Here is a 24,543-nt window from a genome sequence, read left to right as displayed (position 1 = left end):
GAGCACGGACGATGTCCCCCCTCGAAATCGCCGGCGTGATCGTCAGTGCGCTCGCGATCTGGCTGACCGCGAAGCGGCGCATGCTGTGCTGGCCGGTCGGGCTCGCGTCGGTCGCGCTGTACGGCTGGATCTTCTTCGACGCGAAGCTGTATTCCGACATGCTGCTGCAGGGCGCGTTCGCGGTGCTGCAGGTGTACGGCTGGCGTCGCTGGATCGCGCAGCGTACGCTGGAGGCGAGCGGCGGCGCGGCGCCGGCAGGCGATGTCGCACCCGTCGCCGGCGTGCGGCCGCGGCAGATGCTGCCCGACCTGCTGGCGGCCGTGGTCGGCAGCGCGCTGCTCGGCGGGATGATGGCGCGCTGGACCGACGCGGCGCTGCCGTTCGTCGATGCGTCGCTGACCGCGTTCAGCCTCGTCGCGCAATACTGGACCGCGCGGCGCTACATCGCGTCGTGGGGGCTGTGGATCGTCGTGAACGTCGTGTATGTCGGGATGTTCGTGTTCAAGGCGCTGTATCTGACGGCCGGACTCTATGCGCTGTTCATCGCGCTCGCCGTCGTCGGCTGGCGCGACTGGAGCCGGACGGCCGACGCGCTGCGCGCGAGTGCGAATCCGGCGGCCTGATTCACGGGCCGATTCAACTACGGAGCTACGTCGTTCATGTCATTTCCACTCGAGCCGGACGGGCCGCTATCGCGGGACGTCGCACCGCCGCAGTTCGGCGTCGACGGCGAGCAGGCCGAACGCGACTGGCCGCTGATGACGCACGACGAGGTGGCGTTGCTGCTCGCGCGCATCGACGGCGCCGGCGAACCGGCGCGGCTGACCTGGCACAGTCCGCGGCAGTTCGCGGCGGCCACGCTGGTGCGGATGACGGACGGGCGCGCACTGTTCGTCAAGCGTCATCACGTGAGCCTGCGCGACGTCGCGGGGCTCGAGGAAGAGCATCGTTTCATCGCGCATCTGCGCGCGCGCGGGATGCCGGTGGTGGACGTGCTGGCCGACCGCAACGGCGCGACGGCCTTTGCGTGCGGCGACTGGACGTACGAGGTGCATGTGGTCGCGCCCGGTGTCGACGCGTATCGCGGCGTGATGTCGTGGCAGCCGTTCATGCATCCTTCGCACGCTTACGCGGCCGGCCGCGCGCTGGCCGAGCTGCATCGCGCGTCGGCCGGTTACGATGCGCCGGCGCGGCCGGTGCGCACGCTGCTGTCGAGTTTCCGCGTGCTGTCGTCCGACGATCTGGCGGGCGCGCTCGAACGCTGGGTCGACGCGCAGCCGCTGCTGGTGCGCGCGCTCGGCACGCGCGACTGGCGCGGCGATGTCGCGGATGCGATCGGCCCGTATCACGCGCGCCTCGTGCCGCTGCTGCCCGCGCTGCCGCCGCTGTGGACGCACGGCGACTGGCATGCGTCGAACCTGCTGTGGACCGGCGCCGGCCCCGGCGCGCAGGTGCGCACCGTGCTCGACTTCGGCCTGTCCGATCGCACCTGCGCGGTGATGGACGTCGCGCTTGCGATCGAGCGCAACACGGTCGACTGGATGGCGCCGCCCGACGCGCGTCGCATCGAATACGCGCACATCGATGCGCTGCTCGACGGCTATGAATGGCTCGAACCGCTGAGCGACGACGCGTACGCGGCGCTGGTCGCGATGCTGCCGATCGTGCATACGGAGTTCGCACTGTCGGAGGTCGCGTATTTCGGGTGCATCATCGACGCGCCGGCGATCGTCGATGTCGCGTATGACGGTTATTTGATCGGGCATGCGCGCTGGTTCGGCGAACGCTACGGGCGGCAATTGCTCGACTGGCTGGTGCAGCGCCGGCGTGCGAAGCAGGGCAGCGTGTAACGCGCGAGCCGGATCTCTCCGGGCACGCGCTGTCACCCACCAGGACTCACGGGCGCAGCCCGAACACGCCGTGCCACAGCGCGCTGAAAAAGTCCCCATGCGCATGTTCGTCACTCCCTCGCGCGTCGCTCTTTGGCGCCTGCGCGGATGCCGCCTGTGTCGCCCTCTCGTCGCATTGCGGCATCTGCTCATCATGCTGCCCGTCCCGCGATGCGCCCGGCTGGCGCGACGCGTGCAACTCGACCACGCTGCCGGCAATGCGCTCGGCGAGTCGAACATCGCAATCACGGCCGAGCAGAACACCGAACACGACGTCGCGGTTGTGCCCTTGTTCGGCGAAGCGCATCGCCAATGCCACGAACCGCGCATATTCCGCTTCGCGCTCCGCCTTCAAGCGCTCCTCTTCTTCGCGAAGCCGTGCGTGACGGAGCATTTCCTCTGCGTAAGCGGTGTCATAGACGCGGCGCAGCTCCGGGTTCGAGAGAATCGCGTATGCCTCCTTGATCTCCTGAAATCGCGCATGCGCGTCCGCTTCGCACCCGACGTTGCGGTCGGGATGCGCTTTCATCGCTGCCTTTCGGTAGCCGCGTTTGATTTCCTCGTCGGTGGCGTTCTCGCACACACCGAGCAATTCATACATTGTCGTCATTGTGCGTCGGGATGAAAGTCGGATCGCGTTGATCGTAGCATGTCCCCGCAACGCCAATCCGTCGGGTTGAGAATTCACCGGGTTCTGAACACCCCGAGTGCAGGTCAGGGGCGCTTTGGCAGTGGCGAAATCCGAATCATTCTCATCGGAACTGCCGTTGGCCGACTGGAGCGGTCGCTCGAGTGTCCGAATGAGCATGCAGGCTAACGGCGCTTCATGGCCGAACGCCGACATTCCTCCCCAGCGCTGCCCCGCTAATCCGCGATGAACAAAAAAAGGCCCGGCACGTCACGTGTCCGGGCCTAACGCGTGTTCGTGCCGTGCGGCAACGAATCGCTTGCATGGGTGTAACGGGCATTGCCCGTCACGTTGTCGATCGTATCGAAGCGACCCATCGCCAAGCTGATCGGAACATGAAATTTTTGTCATGCGGGAGGATGCGGCGCGGTGCGACTCGCGTGATTCGTCTTCGACCGATGACGCAACCGTCGTCGCACAATCGAAAGCGGGCGCGTTAGCGCGCCCGCTTCGGGTCATAGCTGCGCGAGCGCCTGGTCGAGGTCGGCGAGCAGGTCGTCGATATGCTCGATGCCGATCGACAGCCGCACGGTTTCCTCCTTCACGCCGGCCTTCGCGAGTTCGGCGGGCGATAGCTGGCGGTGCGTCGTCGAGGCCGGATGCGTGGCGAGCGACTTCGTGTCGCCGATGTTGACGAGCCGCGTGAACAGCTTCAGCGCGTCCTGGAACTTCGCGCCGCCGTCACGGCCGCCCTTCACGCCGAAGGTCAGGATGCCGGGCGCGCGGCCCGACAGGTAGCGCGCGACGAGCGGATGGTCGGGGTGATCGGGCAGCCCCGCGTAGTTCACCCATTCGACCTGTTCATGGCGCGCGAGATGCTGCGCGATCTTCAGCGCGTTGTCGCTGATGCGCTCGACGCGCAACGCGAGCGTCTCGATGCCCTGCAGGATCTGGAACGCGTTGAACGGCGAGATCGCCGCGCCCATGTTGCGCAGCGGCACGACGCGCGCGCGGCCGATATAGGCAGCCGGCCCGAACGCTTCCGTATAGACGACGCCGTGATAGCTGACGTCGGGCTCGTTGAGCCGCTTGAAGCGGTCCGCATGCTGCGTCCACGGGAACTTGCCCGAATCGACGATCGCGCCGCCAAGGCTCGTGCCATGGCCGCCGAGATACTTCGTCAGCGAATGCACGACGATGTCCGCGCCGTGTTCGAACGGGCGCAGCAGGTACGGCGACGGCACCGTGTTGTCGATGATCAGCGGGATGCCGTGGCGATGCGCGACCTCGGCGAGCGCGGCGATGTCGGTCACGTTGCCGAGCGGGTTGCCGACCGATTCCGCGAAAATCGCCTTCGTGCGCGCGTCGATGAGCGGCTCGAACGATGCGGGGTCGCGCGGATCGGCGAAGCGCGTCGTGATCCCGTATTGCGGCAGCGTATGCGCGAACAGGTTGTAGGTGCCGCCGTACAGCGAACTGGCGGACACGATGTTGTCGCCGGCTTCCGCGATCGTCTGGATCGCGTACGTGACGGCCGCCTGGCCCGACGCCAGCGCCAGTGCGCCGATGCCGCCCTCGAGCGCGGCGATTCGCTGCTCGAGCACGTCCGTCGTCGGATTCATGATGCGCGTGTAGATGTTGCCCTGGACCTTCAGGTCGAACAGGTCCGCGCCGTGCTGCGTGTCGTCGAATGCGTACGCAACGGTCTGGTAGATCGGCACCGCGACCGCGCGCGTGGTCGGGTCGGGGCGATAGCCGCCGTGCACGGCGATGGTTTCGAGGCGCCAGTTCGATACGGCCTGATCGGTCATGGGTGCTCCGTCTGTTGTTGTGATGGTCGAGCGATTATAGGAGGACGTGCGCGGCTTTCTTTAGAACGAATGGTTTGTTGCTTATGGGGGCGACGCGCATGGAATGCCCTTTATGAAGGGCTGGGACGGGGTCTCGATCTCGATCGTCGGCGCTTGAGTGAGCCGACGCCGGTGCGTCAGCGCGCGTTTTCGATCGAACCGGCCGTGCGATACAGCCGCGGCCACTGATCCTGGAGCAACCCGTTGCAGGCACCGTGCATCGCGACGTCGTTCAACACGAAGCGCCGGCCGTCGAACACCCACGACGCGCTGGATCCGCAATCGCCAGCACTGCGCACGCGGTCGAGGCTCGACAGCAGCGCACGCGCGGGATCGTAGGTTGCTTCGGTCAACTGATTCGTGAACGACGCCGGATCGAGCCCCGCGCTCGCGTGCTCGCCGAAATCCAGCGGTGCAGGCGCGTACGGCGCGCTGCGATGCACGCGATACCAGAGGTCCGTATGGTTGTACGCACTGCTCGTCTGGCACGGGATCGACACGATCGCGTCGGTGGCCGAGATTGCGATGGCCGACGCCGTCTTGCGGCGATCGTGCGCCGACATTTCGTCGCCTGCATCGGCCACGCAACGCTTCACGTTGCCGCTGAATTTGTCGAACACCGCGTCGACCAGTGGACGTTGTTCGGCGGGCGTGAGGTCGGCCACCCGCGGTGCGGGAACGGGCGCGGGCGGCAACGCCGGCGCGGCGGGCACCGACGACGCGGGCCGCGTGCCCTTGCGCAGCAGCGCGGTCACCGTGCCGATGCGGCCCTGCGTGTCGTCGATCAGCAGCAGCGCGGCATTGAGCCCCGACAGCGAGACGCGCGGTGTGCGCGCGGCGGCCGGGTCGCCGAAACTCACCATCTGTGCGTTGTGCGACATGGTCAGCCACGCGTCGACGGTCGTCGGGTCGCTGGTGCGGATGCGAAACGGATAGACGCCGGCATCTTCATTGCCTGTCCTGGCGACGGCGTGCCACTCGGCCGGCACCGCGTCGAACGGCTGGCCGTCCGCACGTGCGGTGCGCAGGTCGAGCGGCGCCGATGCGAAGATTTCCAGCGACGCCCGCGCGTCGGCGCCGGCATCGCGCGTGAGTCGCACGATCATGCTGGTGCGCGTGTCGTCGATGTCGTCGTTGCCGCCTTCGGCGATGCAGCGGTTCGCGTTGTCGCAAACGACTGACCAGTTCTTGAAGTCGCGCGCGACCGAATGTTGCGCGGAATCGCGCGCGGCGGCGGAGAGCGACGCGGTGAGCAGGGTGACGGCGACGGCAAGCGGGAGATGACGAAACATGACGGTTCGTATCGGCGGTGACGGGGCGAACGGCGGATGTCCGGTTGCACGCGCATCGCGGGTGCGCGATGCGGGTCGGGCACGGCCGGACAGTATCGAGTATACCGCCGCTACGGTGACGATTCGTGTGACGGTTGTCCAAGAGCGCGTGGATCGCGGGGCGGCGACGCGAAGCCCCAGCCGCGGCTGCCCGATCCCGATTCGCAGGCGAACAGCATGCTCACGTGGTGGCGTCGCTGTACGTCCTCGCGTTCCGTCATCAAGCGCGCCGCCGCGCTATCCCTTCACGCACACCACTTGCCGCAGCGTGTGCATCACTTCGACGAGGCTGCGCTGTGCGGCCATCACGGCATCGATGTCCTTGTAGGCCATCGGGATTTCGTCGACCACGCCCGCGTCCTTCCGGCATTCGACGCCCAGGGTTGCTTTCACTTGATCGTCGACCGTGAAGCGGCGCTTTGCTTCCGTACGGCTCATCGCGCGGCCCGCGCCGTGGCTGCACGAGCAGAAGCTTTCCGGGTTGCCGAGCCCGCGCACGATGAAGCTCTTCGCGCCCATCGAGCCCGGGATGATTCCGAGCTGTCCCTTCTGCGCCGACACCGCGCCCTTGCGCGTCACGAGCACGTCTTCGCCGAAGTGGCGTTCGCGCTGCACGTAGTTGTGATGGCAGTTCACCGCGTGCTCGTCGACCGAGAACGGCTTCGCGATCACGCCACGCGCCGCGCCGATCACCGCGTCCATCATGGCCTGCCGGTTGCGGCGCGCGTAGTCCTGCGCCCATCCGACCGCTTCGACGTAATCGTCGAAGTGCCGGCTGCCCTCGGTGAAATACGCGAGGTTGCGATCCGGCAGGTTCGCGATGTGCTGCCGCATGTCGGCCTGCGCGAGTTCGATGAACAGGCTGCCGATCGCATTGCCGACGCCGCGCGAGCCGCTGTGCAGCATGAACCACACGTGGTCCGCTTCGTCGATGCACACCTCGATGAAGTGGTTGCCCGTGCCGAGCGTGCCCAGATGCGCGTAGTGGTTCGTCTTTTCCAGCTTCGGATACTTGTCGACGATGCGCTTGAAACCCGGCAGCAGCGACTTCCACGACTCGGTCACGGCGGCCGGCATGCGGTCGCCCCATGCCCCCGGATCGCGGCGGCCCGGCGCACGGCCGTGCGGCACCGCGCGTTCGATCGCGCCGCGCAGGCCGCCGAGCGAGTCCGGCAGGTCCGCTGCGGTGAGCGTCGTGCGCGCGGCCATCATTCCGCAGCCGATATCGACGCCGACCGCGGCCGGGATGATCGCGCCCTTCGTCGGGATCACGCTGCCGATCGTCGAGCCCTTGCCGAGGTGGACGTCGGGCATCACCGCGACGTGCCTGAAAATGAACGGCATCTGCGCGGTGTTGCGCAGTTGCGTGCGCGCGTCGTCCTCGACAGCGACGCCTTGCGTCCACATCTTCACCGGCTTGCCGTTCGCCAGTTCCATCACCTGATAATCGTCGTTACTCATTTGCATCACCATGCTTTCATGCGTTCGTCCGGCGCGGCACGGTCGATCCGTTGCGCGACGCGCTCGAGCGTTTCCCGATCCTTGAACCGCAGCGCCGTCGCGTTCTTTTCCCTCACCTTCGCGGTGTTCGGCGCTTTCACATATTGTTGTCTTTTTCTTCGATGGCCGCCGGGGGATACGCATCGCCCGGATCGGGGTCCGACGCGATCGCGTGGGCGGCGCGTGGTTTCGGCGCGGCCACACGCGGCGACGCATCCTGCATCGCGTCGTCGTGCGCACTCGCGCGGGCCGTCCAATGGAACTGGCGCGGTGTTCGACGCTCACACGCGGCAGATCGCGATGATCTCCGCGCTGACCGCGTCGTCGAACGGCGCGCCGTGCCAGTCGCCGCACCAGTCCGCCGACGAGAATCCGGCGGCCGCGACCCGCGCCTGCAGTTCGCTTTGCGCGATGAAGCGCAGCCGGCTCGCGCTCTTCACCTGGGTATCGTCACGGTGAAAGCGGTAGACCGTGTCGAACGACACGATCGGTCCGTCGACCGCGGTCACCGCGTGGTGTAGCTCGACGATGCCGAATTCGGGCGAATCGATGCGGGATGTGGACGCCTGCGGTGTCCACGCACGCCACGGCTCGACACGCGGATTGCGGGTTTCGAACAGGAAGCGGCCACCATCGGTCAGCACGCGCCGCACGCCGCGCAGCGTCGCGTCGATCTCCGCGTCGGTCAGCAGGCACTGGAACGCGTGCCCGGTCATCACGACGGCGTCGAATGGCGCACTGCGCGGCAGGCCGTCGAGGCCGCACGCGAACCAGCTCACGGCGTCGGCGCCAGGCTGGCGTCGCGCATGGCCGATCATCGCGGGCGCGGGATCGATCGCGACGACGTCGTGTCCGGCCGACGCAAGCCGCCGCGCGAACGTGCCGGTGCCGCAACCGAGATCGAGGATCCGTTGCCGCGCGGCGCCGATGCGCGATGCGTAGAACGCGAAGTCGCGATCACCGGCATTGAACCGGTCGTAGACCGCGACGAGGCGCGGGTCGGTATAGAGGCGTTCGCCGGCAGGCGCGGCGCCGGACGTCATGCAAAGCGCGCGGGTCAGCGCTGCTGTACCGCGACGCGCAGCCCGAGCGCGATGAAGATCGAGCCGATGATCTTCCCTTGCCAGCGCGTGAGCCATGCGAGCCGCTTCACGACGCGGCCGAGCGGGCGGATCGAGCACGCGATCAGCGTCGTGTAGAGCGAGCTCAGCACGACGAAGATCAGCCCGAGCACCGCGAACTGCACGAACGTCGAGCCGCGTTCCGGATGCACGAACTGCGGCATGAACGCGAGGAAGAACAGCGCGGTCTTCGGGTTCAGCACTTCGGCGGGAATCGCCTGGAGGTACGCCTTCAGCGGCGTGACGGCCGACACCTTCGGCAGCGACGGATCGGACGGCCGATCGAGCAGCGCACGCACGCCGAGGTAGATCAGATACGCGGCGCCGACCAGCTTCACGACGTTGAACGCGAGCGCCGACGTCATCAGCAGCGCCGACAGCCCGACGGCCGCGAACAGCGTATGCACGAAATCGCCGCTCGCGACGCCGAGACCGGTCAGGATGCCGATCTTGCGGCCGCCCTGCACGGTGCGGCTCAGCACGAGCAGCACGGCGGGGCCGGGGATCAGGAACAGGCCCAGAACGACGGCCGTGAAGGTGGTCAGCGTGGTCAGGTCGAACATGGCGGCTCCAGCAAGGTGGGCGCAGCGGCGGGGGAGGATCGACGCATTGTATTCGGTTCGGCGCTCGTCCGCCCGCACCCCCGTCAACCGCCCAACTCCCCCGCCAGATAGTCCACGAACGCGCGGATCCGCGCGGACATTTGATGCCGTTGCGCATACACCGCGTAAATATCGGCGGCCGGCGTCTCGTAATCGGGCAGCACGACGACCAGCCGCCCGTCGGCGAGATAGTCGCGCAGATCCCATTCCGCGCGCATCAGGATCCCGTGTCCGTCGAGCGCCCACTTCACCGCAATCTCACCGTCGTTCGTCGTCAGATTCCCGTTGATCCGCACGGCCTCCGTGTTGCGCGCCGCGCCGCGTCCGCTCGTGAGCCGCCAGATCCCGTAGCCTTCATCGCCTTGCCGGATGCCGATGCAGTTGTGCCGCGTCAGCTCGTGCGGTGTGCCCGGTGCCCCGTGCCGAGCTAGATACGCGGGCGCCGCGCACAGCAGCCGACGGTTCGGCGCAAGCCGCCGCGCGACGACGCGCGTGTCGGGCGGCTCGCCGAAGCGGATGCACACGTCGAACGCGTCGTCCGTCAGCGGGGGCGGCATCACCGACAACTGCAGTTGCACCGACACTTCCGGATAGCGCGCGACGAAGCGCGAGATCGCCGGGCCGACGTGGCTGCGCCCGAAGCCGAGCGTCGCGTTCACGCGCAGCAGCCCCTTCGGCCGATGTTTCGCACTGCCGAGCAGTTCGCCCAGTTCGTCCATCTGATCGAGGATCCGGCGTGCGTAGTCGAGATACACGTCGCCCTCGGGCGTCAGCATCATGCGCCGTGTCGTGCGGTTGACCAGCGTCACGCCCGCGCGGCGCTCCATCTGCGTGAGCCGCTTGCTGACGGCCGCCGCGGTCAGCCCGAGTTCGCGCGCGGCCGCGCTCAGGCTGCCCGACGCGGCCAGCGTCGAGAAGAAGCCGAGATCGGCCGGCTGGACGGTATCCGACATGACAGGATTCGTGAATAAAAGTTAAAGATGCTTTGAGTCTAGCACCGGTTACCGCACTGCCGGTTCGGTAAAGTGCATTCACGCTTACGATCAATCGAGGATGTCAGCATGAAGACCTACCGTATCGCAACCATTCCCGGCGACGGCATCGGCAAGGAAGTGGTGCCTGCGGCCAAGCAGGTGCTGGAAGCGCTGGCCCGCGGCAGCGACCGCTTTGCGTTCGAGTTCGAGGATTTCGACTGGGGCGCCGATTACTACCGCCAGCACGGCGCGATGATGCCGGCCGACGGCCTCGACGCGCTGCGCGGCAAGGACGCGATCCTGTTCGGCTCGGCGGGCGACCCCGACGTGCCCGACCACGTGACGCTGTGGGGCCTGCGCCTGAAGATTTGCCAGGGCTTCGACCAGTACGCGAACGTGCGCCCGACGCGCATCCTGCCCGGTATCGACGCGCCGCTGAAGCGCTGCGGGCCGGACGACCTGAACTGGGTGATCGTGCGCGAGAACTCGGAGGGCGAATACGCGGGCGTCGGCGGCCGCGTGCACCAGGGGCATCCGATCGAGGCCGCGACCGACGTGTCGATCCTCACGCGCGCCGGCGTCGAACGCATCATGCGCTTCGCGTTCCGGCTCGCGCAGTCGCGTCCGCGCAAGCTGCTGACCGTCATCACGAAGAGCAACGCGCAGCGTCACGCGATGGTGATGTGGGACGAGATCGCGAAGCAGGTCGCGCAGGAATTCCCCGACGTCGCGTGGGACAAGGAGCTCGTCGACGCCGCGACCGCGCGCATGGTGAACCGCCCGGCGTCGCTCGACACGATCGTCGCGACGAACCTGCACGCGGACATCCTCAGCGATCTCGCCGCCGCGCTCGCCGGCAGCCTCGGCATCGCGCCGACCGGCAACATCGATCCCGAGCGCCGCTATCCGTCGATGTTCGAGCCGATCCACGGCTCCGCGTTCGACATCATGGGCAAGGGCCTCGCGAATCCGGTCGGCACGTTCTGGTCGGTCGTGATGCTGCTCGAGCATCTCGGCGAGACAGATACCGCCGCGCGCGTGATGCAGGCGATCGAGGCCGTCACGGCCGACGCATCGCTGCATACGCGCGACCTCGGCGGCAGCGCGAGCACCGCGCAGGTGACGGCGGCCGTCTGTGAGCGCGTCGCGAACGCGACGGCCACGGCCTGACGGCAACGATGACGGTAGCGGCCGCGCGCGTGCGCAGCCGTTCGACATCGATTTACGGCCACGAATTGTCTGCCCGCGACTCGCGCATTCGACGCGAGCCGGGCGCCGGTGCGCACGCGTCGTCGTGACACCGGCCGGCACCCACCGAGCACGCGCGGACTGCGCACGGCTCGACCTCCAAGGAGGAGACACATGCAAGCGGATCTTGAAACCCGTGTCGCGCGGAAACTCATGTGGCGCATCATTCCGTTCGTGATGCTGCTTTACTTCGTCAGCTTTCTCGATCGCGTCAACGTCGGCTTCGCGGCGATGACGATGAACAAGGCGATCGGCCTGTCGCCGACCGCGTTCGGATTCGGCGGCGGCCTGTTCTTCATCGGCTACTTTCTCTTCGAAGTGCCAAGCAACCTGATTCTCCATCGCGTCGGCGCGCGCATCTGGATCGCGCGCGTGATGATCACGTGGGGCATCGTGTCGGCGGTGTCCGCGTTCGCGGCCGGGCCGACGAGCTTCTACGTGCTGCGCTTTCTGCTCGGCATGGCGGAAGCCGGATTCTTCCCCGGCATCATCCTGTACCTGAGCCTGTGGTTTCCCGCGAAGCAGCGCGCGGTGGCCGCCGCGTGGTTCATGGCGGCCGCGCCGATCTCCACCGCGATCGGCTCGCCGCTGTCGGGCGCGATCATGCAGATGCCGCCGATGTTCGGGCTCGCCGACTGGCAGATGCTGTACATCGTCGAAGCGCTGCCGGCGGTCTTGCTCGGCTTCGTCGTGCTGAAGTGCCTGACCGATTCGCCGTCGAAGGCCGCGTGGCTGCAGCCGGACGAGCGCGACTGGCTGATCGCGAAGCTGAAAGCCGAAGCCGACGCGCGCCACACGCATGCCGGGCATACGGCCGGCGCATGGCAGGCGCTGCGCGACCCGCGCGTGCTGGCGCTCGCGCTGATCTACTTCGGCACGTCGGCGGGGCTGTACACGCTCGGCCTGTGGGCGCCGCTGATGGTCAAGCAGTTCGGCTTCACCGCGCTGCAGACGGGCTTGCTCACCGGCATCCCGAGCATCGCCGCGGTCGTGGCGATGATCGTCTGGGCGCGGCATTCGGATCGCACCGGCGAGCGCACGTGGCACGTCGTGATTCCGTGCGTGCTGGCCTGCATCGGCTTCGTGTTCGCGGCGCAGGCGAGCACCGCGCTCCTGACCGTGCTCGCGCTGGTCGTCGTCAACATCGGGATCAGCGCCGCGAAGGCGCCGCTGTGGGCGATACCGAGCGCGTTCCTGTCAGGCGCCGGCGCGGCCGCGGGGATCGCGATGATCAACTCGATCGGCAACCTCGGCGGCTTCGTCGGGCCGTTCGCGATCGGCTGGCTCAAGCATGTGACGGGCGGGTATGCGGCCGGGCTGTACGTGGTGGCGGGCACGCTCGCGGTGTCGGCGGTCGTTACGCTGATGCTGAGTCGCAAGGAGGCGCGTGGGCGGGTCGTGTCGGGCGTGCAGCAGCATCGTTGAAGGCGTGCCGCGTCGCCGCATTCGGGCAGCGCTTCGCGCACGATGGCGGCGGCGTGACGCGTCAGCCGCGTCGATCTTTGCCGCGGCGTTGGCGGTGGCCGGATTCAGCGACGCTGCGCGCGATCTCCAGCGCACACGCGTCGGCCGACGCTGTCGACGTATCGACGAAGCAATCGCTGAACGCGCGCGCCGCATACCCTTCCCGATACATCTCGGCGATCCGTTGCCGTTCCCAGTCCGTCAGTGCACGCGTGCCGCGATTCGACGCCGCGACCGCTTCGGGCGGCGCGAGCGTGACGACGAACAGCCGCGCATCACGCGCATCGCAGGCCGCGCGCAATTGCTGGTATTCCGCTTCGCCGATCGGATAGGCGATCACCAGATGACGGTCGCTCGCCTGCGTGATCTACGTGACCAGACGCTCCAGCGCGATGGCCCACTGCACGTCGAACGGGGAGTCGTCGGGCGCGTCGTGATCGTCGCCGTCGATGAAGCGCGCATCGGGCAGCACGCGCGCAAGTGCGCGACCGATCGTCGTCTTGCCGCTGTTGATCGGGCCGTTCAGGTGGATGACGGTGAGAGGGCACATGAGAAAACACAGGAGTCGGACGGTTTGCAGCTTGCCATGACTGGCGTGGCGGTGCGGCGCCGATGTGCAGCGTCATTAATCCGTTGATATGCCTCGCACGATTGTCACGCGGGGACATCGGAGCGCTTTCGGTGATTTCCGTCGCACATGCGTGAGCCGACACTCTTGACGTATCGGTGAAGCTTTCGTTGACCCCGCGATGCGTAGTCCTTCCGGTACATCGGAAATTCGTCGAAGCCCCTCCGTCAGCGCGTGCGAGCTATGGTTGGACGACGCAACTAGTCAGTGGCGCGGGCACCACGAGCGCAAATTGCGCCAGCCCCCCGCCGATCATCGGCTTGCCCCATGGATCCGTCGATTCTTACCCATTTCGCCACTCGGCTATCGACTTACCTGCGTGCTAAATAGGGCGATAACAAATCGCATTCGAAGTTTGGCGCAAGGGCACGGCCCCGCGGACGATGTTCTGCCGCCGATCAACATTAATGCTCCGAGTAATGTCAGTCTTCCAATACCTTCGCCGGGTGGCCCGGCCGGTGGATATTATTGGCAAGCCGGCGGTGATAATATTCGAGGGGGTATTTTTCAAATCGGCCGATTTCGATTGGTAAACGGTAAAAAAATACTGGAGGCTGCTGCTGCCGGAAAGTCTCGCGACGTACTTTCCGAGTTCGCATATGGGATTGAACTTGCAAGCAAGCAGGTAGTGCAAGCTCAGATTTCAACTTATGGCCTCTTCACATCGTGGTTGGCCAATAATGGTTGGCAAGGCATTGTTGGTGCGGATCAATACGGGCTATCGAACACAACGTTTAGTGGTTTAACGACGGCTTTCGGGTTGTTCAGTGATTATTATTTCAGTCATTTGCCTTCTCCTCCGATCGCGGAGTTTAAATTCTATTCAACGCCATTTTTTACTCTTGGTGCTTACTATTACTGGATAAGAGGAAATGGTGATTCCAGGGCGGTGGACTTAAAATCACTAAAGCTGGGAATTGGGGTGCAGCAAATTTCCCCCATTAGAGATATCATAGTGAATGATGGGATGGGGGCGGGGGCTTATCCGATTGATGCTGAATTTAGTACCAATCTACTGAACGATCAAGAATTGATTGTCGGCTCAGCACTTGGGCGGGTGAGTGGGCATGTTAATGGGCAGCTGGTTCTCGGGAGCGATGGCAGCTTTTATTTTAGAGGAGAGTATAGGCTCAATCCGGATAAATTCGACTTTGATGCTTCAAGATCCCGCCCGTCGGTTCAAGAGGCTTTGACGACTCTCGTACGAAAAATTGGAGAGTTCGTCGATCACAAGGACTTCGTGATTTATTTCACTGGCTCGCAACCGCTCGAAGTCAACGGCACGCGCGCCAGTATCAAGGCAACGAATCCGGACGGAGCCCCGGGAGCAGTTCATCGCCCCTCGTTTGGCGGGCTGTCGCCTAGGCCGCCGCGCTAATTTTCTGATATTTGAGGAGGTATGAGGGAGGTCAAACTGATCTTCCTTGTATTGCAAAATGGGAGGATTATGAAAAATAAGTGGGCCGGGAAGCTGGTTAAATTTTTTTTCGTTTCTATTTCCGTGTCTTTGGTGTTGGTAGTAATTCTATTTGTGATGGTGGCTTACGTCAGAAATTGGGATGGCGGAGATGGGGTATGTTCCGACATGAGTAAGTCGGAAATAATCGGATACATAGAAAAATATGCGAAACAAAAAGGCGTGTCGGATGTTGTATTTGATGAAAATTTCGAATATATCAAGGATCTCCATCAATGGAAGGTTCCTTATAGAACCGATGGACATCGATATGTTGCGAAAATGACGTGCTTGGGCGTTATTCTCGAGAATGTCGGCCCGTATGATTAGCAATTGTGAATTTGACCTTGCAGCCAATCGATACATCGTATCGATGGAAAGCCCGTTGACAGTGGCGGATTTATCGTGGGCCGTGAACCGACACCGGCGAGCGGAGTGGAACGGGGGGACGGTTGTGGCGATATCGAATTGCTCGACATTGCCAGCCGACAGGGCTCGAGAAAGCAGATGGGTGTAGCGAGGGTGATGCAACCGAGCGGCAACTTACGCCACCGCCCGGCTCAAGGCAAATCGCGTTACTTCTCGTCGTCGCCCTTGATCTGCGGCAACGCCGACGATTCACCCGGCGTCAGCAGCCCGACTTGCGAATACACCCGCAGCTTGTCCCGCGTATCGGTGATGTCGAGGTTGCGCATCGTGAGCTGGCCGATTCGGTCGCGCGGCGAGAACGTCGACGCAACCTTCTCCATCGACAGGCGTTCCGGCTGGTACGTGAGGTTCGGCGACTTCGTGCTCAGGATCGAGTAGTCGTTGCCGCGGCGCAGTTCGATCTTCACCTCGCCGGTGATCGCGCGCGCGACCCAGCGCTGCGCCGTTTCGCGCAGCATGATCGCCTGCGGGTCGAACCAGCGGCCCTGGTACAGCAGGCGGCCGAGGCGGCGGCCGTTCTCGCGGTACTGCTCGATCGTGTCTTCGTTGTGAATGCCGGTGACGAGGCGCTCGTACGCGATGTACAGCAGCGCGAGGCCCGGGGCTTCGTAGATGCCGCGGCTCTTCGCCTCGATGATGCGGTTCTCGATCTGGTCGCTCATGCCGAGGCCGTGGCGGCCGCCGATGCGGTTCGCTTCCAGCAGCAGCTCGACCTGATCCTTGAACTCGACGCCGTTCAGCGCGACCGGCTGGCCGGCTTCGAAGCGCACCGTCACTTCCTCGGCGGCGATCTTCACGTCGTCGCGCCAGAACGCGACACCCATGATCGGGTTCACGATCTTGATGCCGCTTTCGAGGCTTTCCAGGTCCTTCGCCTCGTGCGTCGCGCCGAGCAGGTTCGAGTCGGTCGAATACGCCTTCTCGGCCGACATCTTGTACGCGAAGCCGGCCTGGTTCATGAATTCGGACATTTCGGCGCGGCCGCCGAGTTCGTCGATGAACGTCTGGTCGAGCCACGGCTTGTAGATCTTCAGATCCGGGTTCACGAGCAGGCCGTAGCGGTAGAAACGCTCGATGTCGTTGCCCTTGTACGTGCTGCCGTCACCCCAGATGTTGACGCCGTCTTCCTTCATCGCGGCGACGAGCATCGTGCCCGTCACGGCGCGGCCGATCGGCGTCGTGTTGAAGTACGTGACGCCGGCCGTCGTGATGTGGAACGCGCCGCTTTGCAGCGCCGCGATGCCTTCGGCGACGAGCTGCGCGCGGCAGTCGATCAGGCGGGCGCCGGCTGCGCCGTATTCGATCGCGCGTTTCGGGATCGCGTCGTAATCGTCTTCGTCGGGCTGGCCGAGGTTCGCCGTGTATGCGTACGGGACGGCGCCCTTCAGTTTCATCCAGTGCAGCGCGGCGCTGGTGTCCAGGCCGCCGGAGAAGGCGATACCGACCTTCTGGCCGGTCGGGAGGCTTTCGAGAATCGTGCTCATAGGAATTACCGTGGATTGAAGCCGGTGGGATCGTATTTCGCGGAATATGCGAGTATCGGCTGTCCGGGAAGTTGGGGCAAGACCTGATTTTCGCGCAAAAGTGTCGTCGGCCCTGTCGCGACGGGCCCGGCGGGCAGTTAACCGCCTGGAGAATCCGCCGCGAAGCGGCCCCGCAAGGCGGTCGAAACCGGCGGGAGCGTGCCGGTACGCAAGCGCTGTTTCCGGGGCCGGATCTGCCGAAAAGTGGGGCGACGTCGTCAGAATGCGGCGTCGCCCGGATGAAAGGCATCTGAAAGTTTCTCCGCCATGTGCCGGAATGCCTCGACCTCCAAACCTTCAAACCTTCAAATATTCCACGCCTGCGCGGTATCGAGCAGTTTCTCGCGCAACTGATCCACTTCGGCGGCCAGCTTGGCCGTGATCGACACGTAGCCCGACAACTGCGGCGGCGGCGGCGCGTCGTGCGGCGGATCGGCCGGCCGGCGGCGCGGCGCGAGCCGGCTCGGCGTGCCGAACTTGAGCGCGCGGCTCGCGCCGACGAGCGTGTCGCGGATGCGCCGGTTCACGGCCTTCATCCCGGTTCGCATGTATTCGCGGGCGGCGAGGTCGTCGCGGGCCGGCACGGCGCTCGACAGGATCTCCAGGTAGCCGATGCACAGGCGCAGGCTGCGCTGGATCGCCTCGAGGTGCGTAACCGAGATCTCGCACTCCTTCGACACCGACGGCATCAGCGAACGCAGCTGCACCAGCAGCGCGCTCAGCCCGGCCATTTCCTTCAGGTGCGCGTCGTCGCTCACGTGGCGGTCGCCGGCGAGCCGTGCGTGCACGGCCGCGCACGCGCGTAGCGCGTCGGCGAGCTTGTAGCGCCACGAGTAGGTCGCATAGAGCGGCAGCGCGAACGAGAACGCCAGCGCGATCGCGATGCCCACCAGCACGTTCACCGCGCGCCACAGGCCGTCGACGATCTCGTTGTCGCCGTGTCCGGCGACGATCACCATCGTGATCGCCGACAGCAGCGCGATGTAGCCGGCCTTGCCGATCGCGTGATACGCGCAGAGCCCGCACGCGATCGACATCAGCAGGTAGATCGCGAGCGGCGCGTGCAGGACGGAATACAGCACGATCAGCCCGAGCCCCGCGAGCGCGCCGATCGACGTGCCGAGCGCGCGCTCGGCCGCCTTCTTGCGGATGTTGCCGTGGTGCTGCAGCCCGCCGACGACGATCAGCACGGTGATCGTCGACCATTCGCCGTGCGGCACGCGCAGGCCGGTGGACAAGCCGATCGACACGAGGATCGCGAGCGCGACGCGCGCCGCATGGATCAGCTTCGCGTGCCGGTAGCGGCGGTACGGATCCAGCAGGGGGCGGAGCGCGTGGCGCAGGAGCGGCGGCAGTCGGGCAGGGAGCGGGGCAGTCATGACGGAGCGGGAGTGTGGCCGGCGGGGCAGCCGCAATACACGCGGACGGCCTGCGCGGGCCGGCGCCGCGCCGCACGCGCAGCTGACGTAACGCTAGCCGAACGCACGCGGGCTGTCCACGGCGAGCCGGCGCGACGTGGGCGGCCGGCGCGTCACGCGTCGGCCGTGCTCGCCTCGGCGTCCGACACGCGATTGCGGCCGCCGGACTTCGCGCGGTACAGCGCTTCGTCGGCCAGCCGCAGCAGCGCCGCGGCGTTCACGCGAGTGCCGGTGGCGGTCGCGGTGCCGATGCTCGTCGTCACGTGCCCGTACGGGCTGCGGCCATGCGCGATGTCGAGCCCGGCGATCGCGCGGCGAATCGCTTCGGCGACGGTGGCCGCGCCGCGCGCATCGGTGTCGGGCAGCGTGACGACGAATTCCTCGCCGCCGTAGCGCGCAACGTGGTCGCTGTCGCGACGCAGGCAGCGCGACGCGGTTTGCGCGATGCGGCGCAGCACGTCGTCGCCGGCGAGGTGGCCGTAGTAGTCATTGAACGCCTTGAAATGATCGACGTCGACGAACAGCACCGACAGCGGGCGGCCGCTGCGCGATGCGCGCTGCGCTTCCTTCGCGAGCACCGCGTCGAACGTGCCGCGGTTGTCTAGGCCGGTCAGCGAATCGGTGTGCGCGAGCCGGTACAGCTTCGACTCGGCGATCTGCCGGCGCTTGAGTTCGCGCGACAGCGCGAGCGAGCCCCACGCGATGAACGCGGTAAACAGGCCCATCAGCACGGCGGTCCAGATCGCGCGATGGCGCCACGATGCGTAGATGTCGATCTCGGCGGGCGCGACGTCGACGATCAGCGGCAGATTCGCGAGATGCTTGTAAACATAGATGCGGCGCACGCCGTCGATCGCGCCGATGCCCGTGAGCGCGCCTTCGCTGCGGCGCTGGGCCTCGATGAAGAGCGGGGAGTTGTGCAGATCGAGGCCGACCACGCGCGCATCGTACGGCAGGCGGGACACGAGCGCGCCGTTGTCCTCGACGACGGCGGCGCTGCCGTGCTTGCCGACCGCGAGACCGTCGAGCAGCGCGCGGAAGTAGTCGATGCTCAGCGTGCCGACGACGATCCCGCCGAACGTGCCGTCGGCCCGGATGATCCGGCGGCTGAGCGCGATCGTCAGTGCGCCGCCGCGCAGCCGGGACGCATAAGGCCGGCTGATGTAGAGGCCCTGCGCAAGCCGGTCGCGATGCACGGTGAAATATTCGCGATCGGCGAAATCGCCTTGCCGGGGCGGCGACGCGGCCGAATCGATCACGATATTGCCGTGCGGGTCCATCACGAAAATGGCGCCGAGATACGCGCCGGTCGCGGCGCGGTCGAACAGCAGCCGGTGACGCTGGCGCGGCGGCAATGCCATTAGTTCCGGATCGGCGAGACCGTCGACGACGTTTTGCAGCGACAGATCATACAGTTCGATATTGCGGGAAATATCGCGCTCGATCAGCAGCATCAGATTGCGCGCATTTTCGACCGCATGGTCATACGCGTCGTGGCGTGCCTCGATTAAAAGCGACGTCGAGAATCCCCAGCTGAACAGCAGCAGCACGATGCCCGCGACGAGTACGCCGCGGGGCGACAGAATGCGGGCCACGGCCGACGCGGTATGGCGGCGCAGCGTAGCGGGCAGCGGGTATGAATTCATCCTCGGGGACGGGAGGCGGCGGATAGGTGTGCGTCGGGGGGCCGCGCGCTGAATATTTCGAATTAGCCCGTATTATCTCGCGAAATTCTGAAGCTGGCCGCGTGATGCACAACCTGCGTGCGCAAAATGTCGGTTCCCGGCGGTTACGCATCATTACTGCATGCGTCGCGGACGATCTGATTTAAATCAATCGTCAGTGCCGGGCATTTTGTCTGATTATTGGCGCGTATGTCGATCGTTTTGTCGCTTTAATGCGCGATCGGCATGGGTGCAGAAGCCGATTACGCATCACGCGGATCGGAACGACCGATAAACCGGCCGGCGAATATGGCGTTTCGCCGCGTACGCGACCGCGAGCGAGCGGCGCTTTGCCGTTCATCGCGCCGCATCCAACCCGTTGATTGCGCGGGCGTTCGGACCCGCGCGATCCTGATGACGAATCAGGTAGAATCCGCGCTTCGCCGCGGGCGCCCGCCGCGCAACGCGTATCGGGGCCGCATCGAATGCATCGCAGGTGGCGCGGCGCGCCCCGATCCCGCATGCGCCGGCTACGGATGCCGGCCCGCTCAACGTTCGTCTCGTTTATGTCCGCAATTCCGAAATCCGACCCACCCGGTTCGCCCGCGAACCCACCCAAGCTTCATCGCGCGCTGAAGGCGCGCCATCTGACGATGATCGCCATCGGCGGCTCGATCGGCACGGGCCTGTTCGTCGCGTCCGGCGCGTCGATTTCGCAGGCCGGCCCCGGCGGCGCGATGGTCGCGTACATGCTGATCGGCCTGATGGTGTACTTCCTGATGACGAGCCTCGGCGAAATGGCCGCGTTCATGCCGGTGTCGGGCTCGTTCGCGACCTACGGCGCGAAATACGTCGACGAAGGCTTCGGCTTCGCGCTCGGCTGGAACTACTGGTACAACTGGGCCGTGACGATCGCGGTCGAACTCGTCGCCGCGCAGCTCGTGATGCACTACTGGTTCCCGGACGTACCGGGCGTCTGGTGGAGCGCCGCGTTCCTCGGCGTGATGTTCCTGCTCAACGTGCTGACCGTTCGCGGCTTCGGCGAAGCCGAATACTGGTTCGCGCTGATCAAGGTCGTCACGGTGGTCGCGTTCATCGGCGTCGGCCTGCTGATGATCTTCGGCATTCTGAAGGGCGCGCCGGGCAATGGCTGGGGCAACCTGACGATCGGCGACGCGCCGTTCGCGGGCGGCCTGCCGGCGCTGATGGGCGTCGCGATGATCGCGGGCTTCTCGTTCCAGGGCACCGAGCTGATCGGCGTCGCGGCCGGCGAATCGGAGAACCCGCGCACGACGATCCCGCGCGCGGTGCGCCAGGTGTTCTGGCGGATCCTACTGTTCTACGTGCTCGCGATCTTCGTGATCGGCGTGCTGATTCCCTATACCGACCCGAGCCTGCTGAAGAGCGACGTGACCGACATCGGCGTGAGCCCGTTTACGCTCGTGTTCCGCCATGCGGGCCTCGCCTTCGCGGCCGGCGTGATGAACGCGGTGATCCTGACGGCCGTGCTGTCGGCCGGCAACTCGGGCATGTACGCGTCGACGCGGATGCTCTACAACCTCGCGACGGAAGGCCGCGCGCCGAAGCTGTTCGCGAAGCTGTCGCCGGGCGGTGTCCCGCGCAATGCGCTGTACGCGACGACGGCCGTCGGCGCGTTGTGTTTCTTCACGTCGCTGTATGGCGACAAGACGGTGTACCTGTGGCTGTTGAACACGTCGGGCATGACCGGTTTCATCGCGTGGCTCGGCATCGCGATCAGCCACTACCGGTTCCGCAAGGGCTACGTGAAGCAGGGCTACGCGGTCGACCAACTGCCGTACCAGTCGAAGTGGTTCCCGTTCGGCCCGCTGTTCGCGTTCGTGCTGTGTCTCGTGATCGCGCTGGGGCAGGACTATCAGGCGTTCCTCGCGAACCGGATCGACTGGGCGGGCGTGGCCGCGACCTACGTCGGCATCCCGCTGTTCCTCGTCGTCTGGCTCGGTTACCGGTTCCTGAACAAGAGCCGCTTCGTGCGCTACGAGGACATGGAGATCGCGCCGTGGGTGGCCGCGAATCGCGGCGCGCAGGTGCAGCGCGTGGCGAACCGCGAAACCGCGGGCTGATGCCGGCGCGGCAGGGCCGCGCGAGATGGGATGAAACGGGAAGCCGCGCGCTTCCCGTTTTTTTTGTCGGCTTTCCCCTGCACGCGGTCAAAGCCGGTTATATTTCCCGACCCTACCGGGCCATGGCCCGGCCGGCGCGACGAGCGCGGCGCGGATCGGGCATCCGGCGTGCGCCTGTCGCGGCGGCCGGCGACGCCCGGCGTTTCAATCGTTCCGCCGCGGCCGGCACGGCCCGCGGAGCGGCAACCCAGAGGAATTCATGAGCGCATCACCCGCCGAGCGGAAGGCCGGACCCGTTTCCATCGTGCGAATCGAAGCCGCGATCAATGCGTGGCGCGAAGTGTATCCGCCGGCGCCGGGCGGCGAGGACGGCTACGCGCTCGACGCCGGCAGCAACTGCCTGGCCGAGCTGTACGGCGCGATGATCTGCTATCGGCTGCCGGACGTGCCGCTCGATTCGCTGAGCGACGCGCAGCGCGATGCGCTGTACGCGACCGAGGCGTGACGCGCGGCCGGGACGATGCCGCGACGCGGCGTCGATGAACGAACGGGAAGCCTCGCGGCTTCCCGTTTTGCTTTGTGCGGTGCGCCACGCGCGTGCGGGCGCGACGCTGCTCGCGCCGGTATCGGCGCGTCGTGAGGTATCGTCATGGCATCGGGATCAGGCGAGCACGGGGCGACCAGCGTGGGCGACCGGCGTGGGCGACCGGCGCGGAGCGCATCCGCGCGGGGCCGAATGAACGTCCGTGGCCTGTCCGGGAGGATTCGAACATGGAGTTGAGACACCTCCGCTACTTCGTCGCGGTTGCCGAGGAGCGGAATTTCACGCGCGCGGCCGAGCGCCTGCACATCGCGCAGCCGCCGCTCAGCCGGCAGATCCAGCAGCTCGAGGAGGCGCTCGGCGTGCCGCTGTTCGAGCGCAACGCGCGGCCGCTGAAGCTGACCGATGCGGGACGGTTCTTCTATTCGCACGCGGTGCAGCTGCTCGCGCAGACGACCGAGCTCGAATCGATGACCAAGCGGGTCGGCAAGATCGAGCGCAGCATGTCGGTCGGTTTCGTCGGCTCGACGCTGTACGGGATGCTGCCGAAGATCATCCGGCGCTTTCGCAGCGAGTATCCGGCCGTCGAGCTGAGCCTGCACGAGATGTCGACGATGGACCAGATCAAGGCGCTGAAGGAAGGGCGCATCGACGTCGGGTTCGGGCGCATCCGCCACGAGGATCCGAGCGTGCGGCGCGTCGTGCTGCGCGAGGAACGGATGATCGTCGCGCTGCCGGTCGGCCACGTGCTCGACGGCGCGAAGCCCGTGCTGTCGCTGCACGATCTCGTGAACGACACGCTGATCATCTTCCCGAAGGCGCCGCGCCCGAGCTATGCGGACCAGGTGCTCGCGGCATTCCACGATCGCGCGCTGCAGCCGCGGCGCATCTACGAGACGCGCGAGCTGCAGATCGCGCTCGGGCTCGTCGCGATGGGCGAGGGCGTGTCGGTCGTGCCGCACAGCGTGTACGGCCTGAAACGCGACGACATCAGCTACAAGCCGCTCGACGATCCGAACCTCGTGTCGCCGATCATCATGAGCATGCGGATGCTCGACGAATCGGAGGACATCCGCGCGATGCAGGCGCTGATCTACCGGCTCTACGACGAGTCGCAGATGGAGTATCTGCCGCCGCAACCCGAATGAGCGCGCGGGCGGTGGGGGCTTGCTTGACGCCGCGCGCGTCGCCGGGCCACCATCGTCGGCATTCGATGCGGTACGCCCGCGTGCGGCCGCCTTCATGCAGACGACGACATACACATGACTGACATCGTGACCGAGGAGACCTGGATCGAGACGCCGCAAGGGCGTCTCTTCGCGAAGCGCTGGCGCGGTGCGGCTGCGGTGGAAACGGCCGCGCCTCAGGCGGTCGCACCTGAGCCGGCCGCGCGTGAGCCGGCCGCACCTACGCCGGTCGCACCTGAGGCAGCCCCACCTGAGGCGGCCCCACCTACGCCGGCCCCACCGATCGTGCTGCTGCACGATTCGCTCGGCTGCGTCGAACTATGGCGCGACTTCCCCGCCCGGCTCGCGCGTGCGACCCGGCGCGACGTGATCGCGTACGACCGACTGGGCTTCGGCCGGTCCGATCGTCATCCGGGGCAGCTCGCCGCGACGTTCGTGCGCGACGAGGCCGATCACGGATTCCATGCGCTGCTCGAACGGTTCGGCATCGATGCGTTCGTCGCGTTCGGGCACAGCGTCGGCGGCGGGATGGCGGTCGGGTGCGCGGCCGCGTATTCGGCGCGTTGCCGCGCGCTGGTGACGGTCGCCGCGCAGGCGTTCGTCGAGGATCGCACGCGCGACGGCATTCGCGACGCGGCGCAGCAGTTCGACGCGCCGGGCCAGCTCGACCGGCTCGCGCGCTATCACGGCGACAAGGCCGAATGGGTGCTGCGTGCGTGGGTCGACACGTGGCTGTCGCCGGCGTTTCGCGGCTGGAGTCTCGACGATGAACTGCCGCGCGTGCGCTGCGCGACGCTCGCGATTCATGGCGAGCAGGACGAATACGGGTCGGACGTGCATCCGAAGCGGATCGCCGCGCGCGTCGCGGGGCCGTCGTCGTTCCTGCTGCTCGCCGGATGCGGGCACATGCCGCATCGCGAGCGCCGCGACGACGTACTCGCGGCGGTGGCGACGTTGCTGCGCGACGCGCCCGCGTGAACATACCAGC

The 24,543-nt window shown here is 66.2% G+C and carries 22 protein-coding genes and 2 pseudogenes; 10 read left to right on the top strand and 14 right to left on the bottom strand.

The genetic code is table 11. From position 1 onward, the window contains the following. Positions 1-11 precede the first annotated feature (11 nt). Both pnuC and SB786_RS03790 read left to right on the top strand, forming a co-directional pair. Positions 12-623, top strand: coding sequence for a nicotinamide riboside transporter PnuC (pnuC, locus tag SB786_RS03795; RefSeq protein ID WP_410726262.1), 612 nt, complete (start codon positions 12-14; stop codon positions 621-623). A gap of 36 nt (positions 624-659) precedes the next feature. Continuing rightward, positions 660-1,850, top strand: coding sequence for a phosphotransferase enzyme family protein (locus SB786_RS03790; protein ID WP_410726261.1), 1,191 nt, complete (start codon positions 660-662; stop codon positions 1,848-1,850). Between the two features lie 46 nt (positions 1,851-1,896). Here the strand turns inward: SB786_RS03790 and SB786_RS03785 are convergent, their stop codons facing one another. The 10 genes and pseudogenes from SB786_RS03785 to SB786_RS03740 form a co-directional block, all read right to left on the bottom strand. Beyond that, positions 1,897-2,499, bottom strand: coding sequence for a J domain-containing protein (locus SB786_RS03785; protein ID WP_410726453.1), 603 nt, complete (start codon positions 2,497-2,499; stop codon positions 1,897-1,899). Between the two features lie 533 nt (positions 2,500-3,032). Beyond that, entirely contained in the window at positions 3,033-4,328 is a 1,296-nt protein-coding gene (locus SB786_RS03780; RefSeq protein ID WP_410726260.1) for an O-acetylhomoserine aminocarboxypropyltransferase/cysteine synthase family protein, read from the bottom strand. A gap of 176 nt (positions 4,329-4,504) precedes the next feature. Beyond that, a complete protein-coding gene (locus tag SB786_RS03775) occupies positions 4,505-5,659 on the bottom strand; it encodes a DUF1176 domain-containing protein (RefSeq protein ID WP_410726259.1) in 1,155 nt (384 codons plus the stop codon). Between the two features lie 152 nt (positions 5,660-5,811). Then, positions 5,812-5,919 (bottom strand): annotated as a pseudogene (locus tag SB786_RS03770) (DNA polymerase beta superfamily protein); the annotation flags it as partial. 16 nt (positions 5,920-5,935) lie between these two features. Further along, positions 5,936-7,159: an RtcB family protein gene (locus SB786_RS03765; RefSeq protein ID WP_410726258.1), complete on the bottom strand. Its 1,224-nt coding sequence runs from the start codon at positions 7,157-7,159 to the stop codon at positions 5,936-5,938. 5 nt (positions 7,160-7,164) lie between these two features. Beyond that, positions 7,165-7,299: a hypothetical protein gene (locus SB786_RS03760; protein WP_410726463.1), complete on the bottom strand. Its 135-nt coding sequence runs from the start codon at positions 7,297-7,299 to the stop codon at positions 7,165-7,167. Continuing rightward, complete coding sequence (locus SB786_RS03755) at positions 7,296-7,421, bottom strand: hypothetical protein (protein WP_410726257.1); 126 nt, start codon at positions 7,419-7,421, stop codon at positions 7,296-7,298. The genes SB786_RS03760 and SB786_RS03755 overlap by 4 nt, the downstream gene beginning before the upstream one ends. Positions 7,422-7,479: 58 nt before the next feature. After that, complete coding sequence (locus SB786_RS03750) at positions 7,480-8,241, bottom strand: class I SAM-dependent methyltransferase (RefSeq protein WP_410726256.1); 762 nt, start codon at positions 8,239-8,241, stop codon at positions 7,480-7,482. 14 nt (positions 8,242-8,255) lie between these two features. After that, entirely contained in the window at positions 8,256-8,882 is a 627-nt protein-coding gene (locus SB786_RS03745) for a LysE family translocator (RefSeq protein WP_410726255.1), read from the bottom strand. Between the two features lie 83 nt (positions 8,883-8,965). Continuing rightward, positions 8,966-9,874, bottom strand: a complete 909-nt coding sequence (locus SB786_RS03740) for a LysR substrate-binding domain-containing protein (RefSeq protein ID WP_410726254.1) — start codon at positions 9,872-9,874, stop codon at positions 8,966-8,968. A gap of 108 nt (positions 9,875-9,982) precedes the next feature. Here SB786_RS03740 and SB786_RS03735 point away from each other — a divergent pair, with 108 nt between their 5' ends. Further along, the gene (locus SB786_RS03735) at positions 9,983-11,065 is read left to right on the top strand and encodes a tartrate dehydrogenase (RefSeq protein ID WP_410726253.1); all 1,083 of its coding nucleotides are present in this window, start codon (positions 9,983-9,985) and stop codon (positions 11,063-11,065) included. Between the two features lie 192 nt (positions 11,066-11,257). Then, entirely contained in the window at positions 11,258-12,568 is a 1,311-nt protein-coding gene (locus SB786_RS03730; protein ID WP_410726252.1) for an MFS transporter, read from the top strand. 61 nt (positions 12,569-12,629) lie between these two features. On the opposite strand, the pseudogene SB786_RS03725 reads toward SB786_RS03730, so the two are convergent. Next, positions 12,630-13,157: pseudogene (locus tag SB786_RS03725) on the bottom strand (shikimate kinase). 265 nt (positions 13,158-13,422) lie between these two features. Here SB786_RS03725 and SB786_RS03720 point away from each other — a divergent pair. Continuing rightward, positions 13,423-14,613, top strand: coding sequence for a lipid II-degrading bacteriocin (locus tag SB786_RS03720; RefSeq protein ID WP_410726251.1), 1,191 nt, complete (start codon positions 13,423-13,425; stop codon positions 14,611-14,613). A gap of 21 nt (positions 14,614-14,634) precedes the next feature. Beyond that, positions 14,635-15,021 carry a hypothetical protein gene (locus SB786_RS03715; protein WP_410726250.1) on the top strand — a complete coding sequence of 129 codons (387 nt, stop codon included), beginning with the start codon at positions 14,635-14,637 and terminating at the stop codon, positions 15,019-15,021. A 245-nt stretch (positions 15,022-15,266) separates the two neighbouring features. Here the strand turns inward: SB786_RS03715 and argG are convergent, their stop codons facing one another. From argG to SB786_RS03700, 3 genes are all read right to left on the bottom strand, one after another. After that, complete coding sequence (gene argG / locus SB786_RS03710) at positions 15,267-16,604, bottom strand: argininosuccinate synthase (RefSeq protein ID WP_410726249.1); 1,338 nt, start codon at positions 16,602-16,604, stop codon at positions 15,267-15,269. Between the two features lie 344 nt (positions 16,605-16,948). Next, positions 16,949-18,022, bottom strand: a complete 1,074-nt coding sequence (locus SB786_RS03705; RefSeq protein WP_410726248.1) for an FUSC family protein — start codon at positions 18,020-18,022, stop codon at positions 16,949-16,951. A gap of 152 nt (positions 18,023-18,174) precedes the next feature. Next, complete coding sequence (locus SB786_RS03700; RefSeq protein ID WP_410726247.1) at positions 18,175-19,707, bottom strand: diguanylate cyclase; 1,533 nt, start codon at positions 19,705-19,707, stop codon at positions 18,175-18,177. Between the two features lie 584 nt (positions 19,708-20,291). On the opposite strand from SB786_RS03700, the gene SB786_RS03695 reads away from it, so the two are divergent. The 4 genes from SB786_RS03695 to SB786_RS03680 all read left to right on the top strand — a co-directional run bounded on the left by SB786_RS03695 (position 20,292) and on the right by SB786_RS03680 (position 24,533). Further along, positions 20,292-21,827, top strand: a complete 1,536-nt coding sequence (locus tag SB786_RS03695; protein ID WP_410726246.1) for an amino acid permease — start codon at positions 20,292-20,294, stop codon at positions 21,825-21,827. Between the two features lie 259 nt (positions 21,828-22,086). Further along, on the top strand, positions 22,087-22,332 hold the full coding sequence (locus tag SB786_RS03690) for a DUF3717 domain-containing protein (RefSeq protein WP_410726245.1): 246 nt from the start codon (positions 22,087-22,089) through the stop codon (positions 22,330-22,332). A 266-nt stretch (positions 22,333-22,598) separates the two neighbouring features. Continuing rightward, positions 22,599-23,516: a LysR family transcriptional regulator gene (locus SB786_RS03685; protein ID WP_012365478.1), complete on the top strand. Its 918-nt coding sequence runs from the start codon at positions 22,599-22,601 to the stop codon at positions 23,514-23,516. 114 nt (positions 23,517-23,630) lie between these two features. Continuing rightward, positions 23,631-24,533: an alpha/beta fold hydrolase gene (locus tag SB786_RS03680; RefSeq protein WP_410726244.1), complete on the top strand. Its 903-nt coding sequence runs from the start codon at positions 23,631-23,633 to the stop codon at positions 24,531-24,533. Positions 24,534-24,543: the final 10 nt, after the last annotated feature.

Origin of the sequence: Burkholderia sp. SIMBA_062 (assembly GCF_046534765.1) — a bacterium.
GTDB lineage: Bacteria > Pseudomonadota > Gammaproteobacteria > Burkholderiales > Burkholderiaceae > Burkholderia > Burkholderia ambifaria.
The sequence above is the reverse complement of the archived record's forward strand: the minus strand, read 5'-3'. Positions and strand labels throughout refer to the sequence as shown.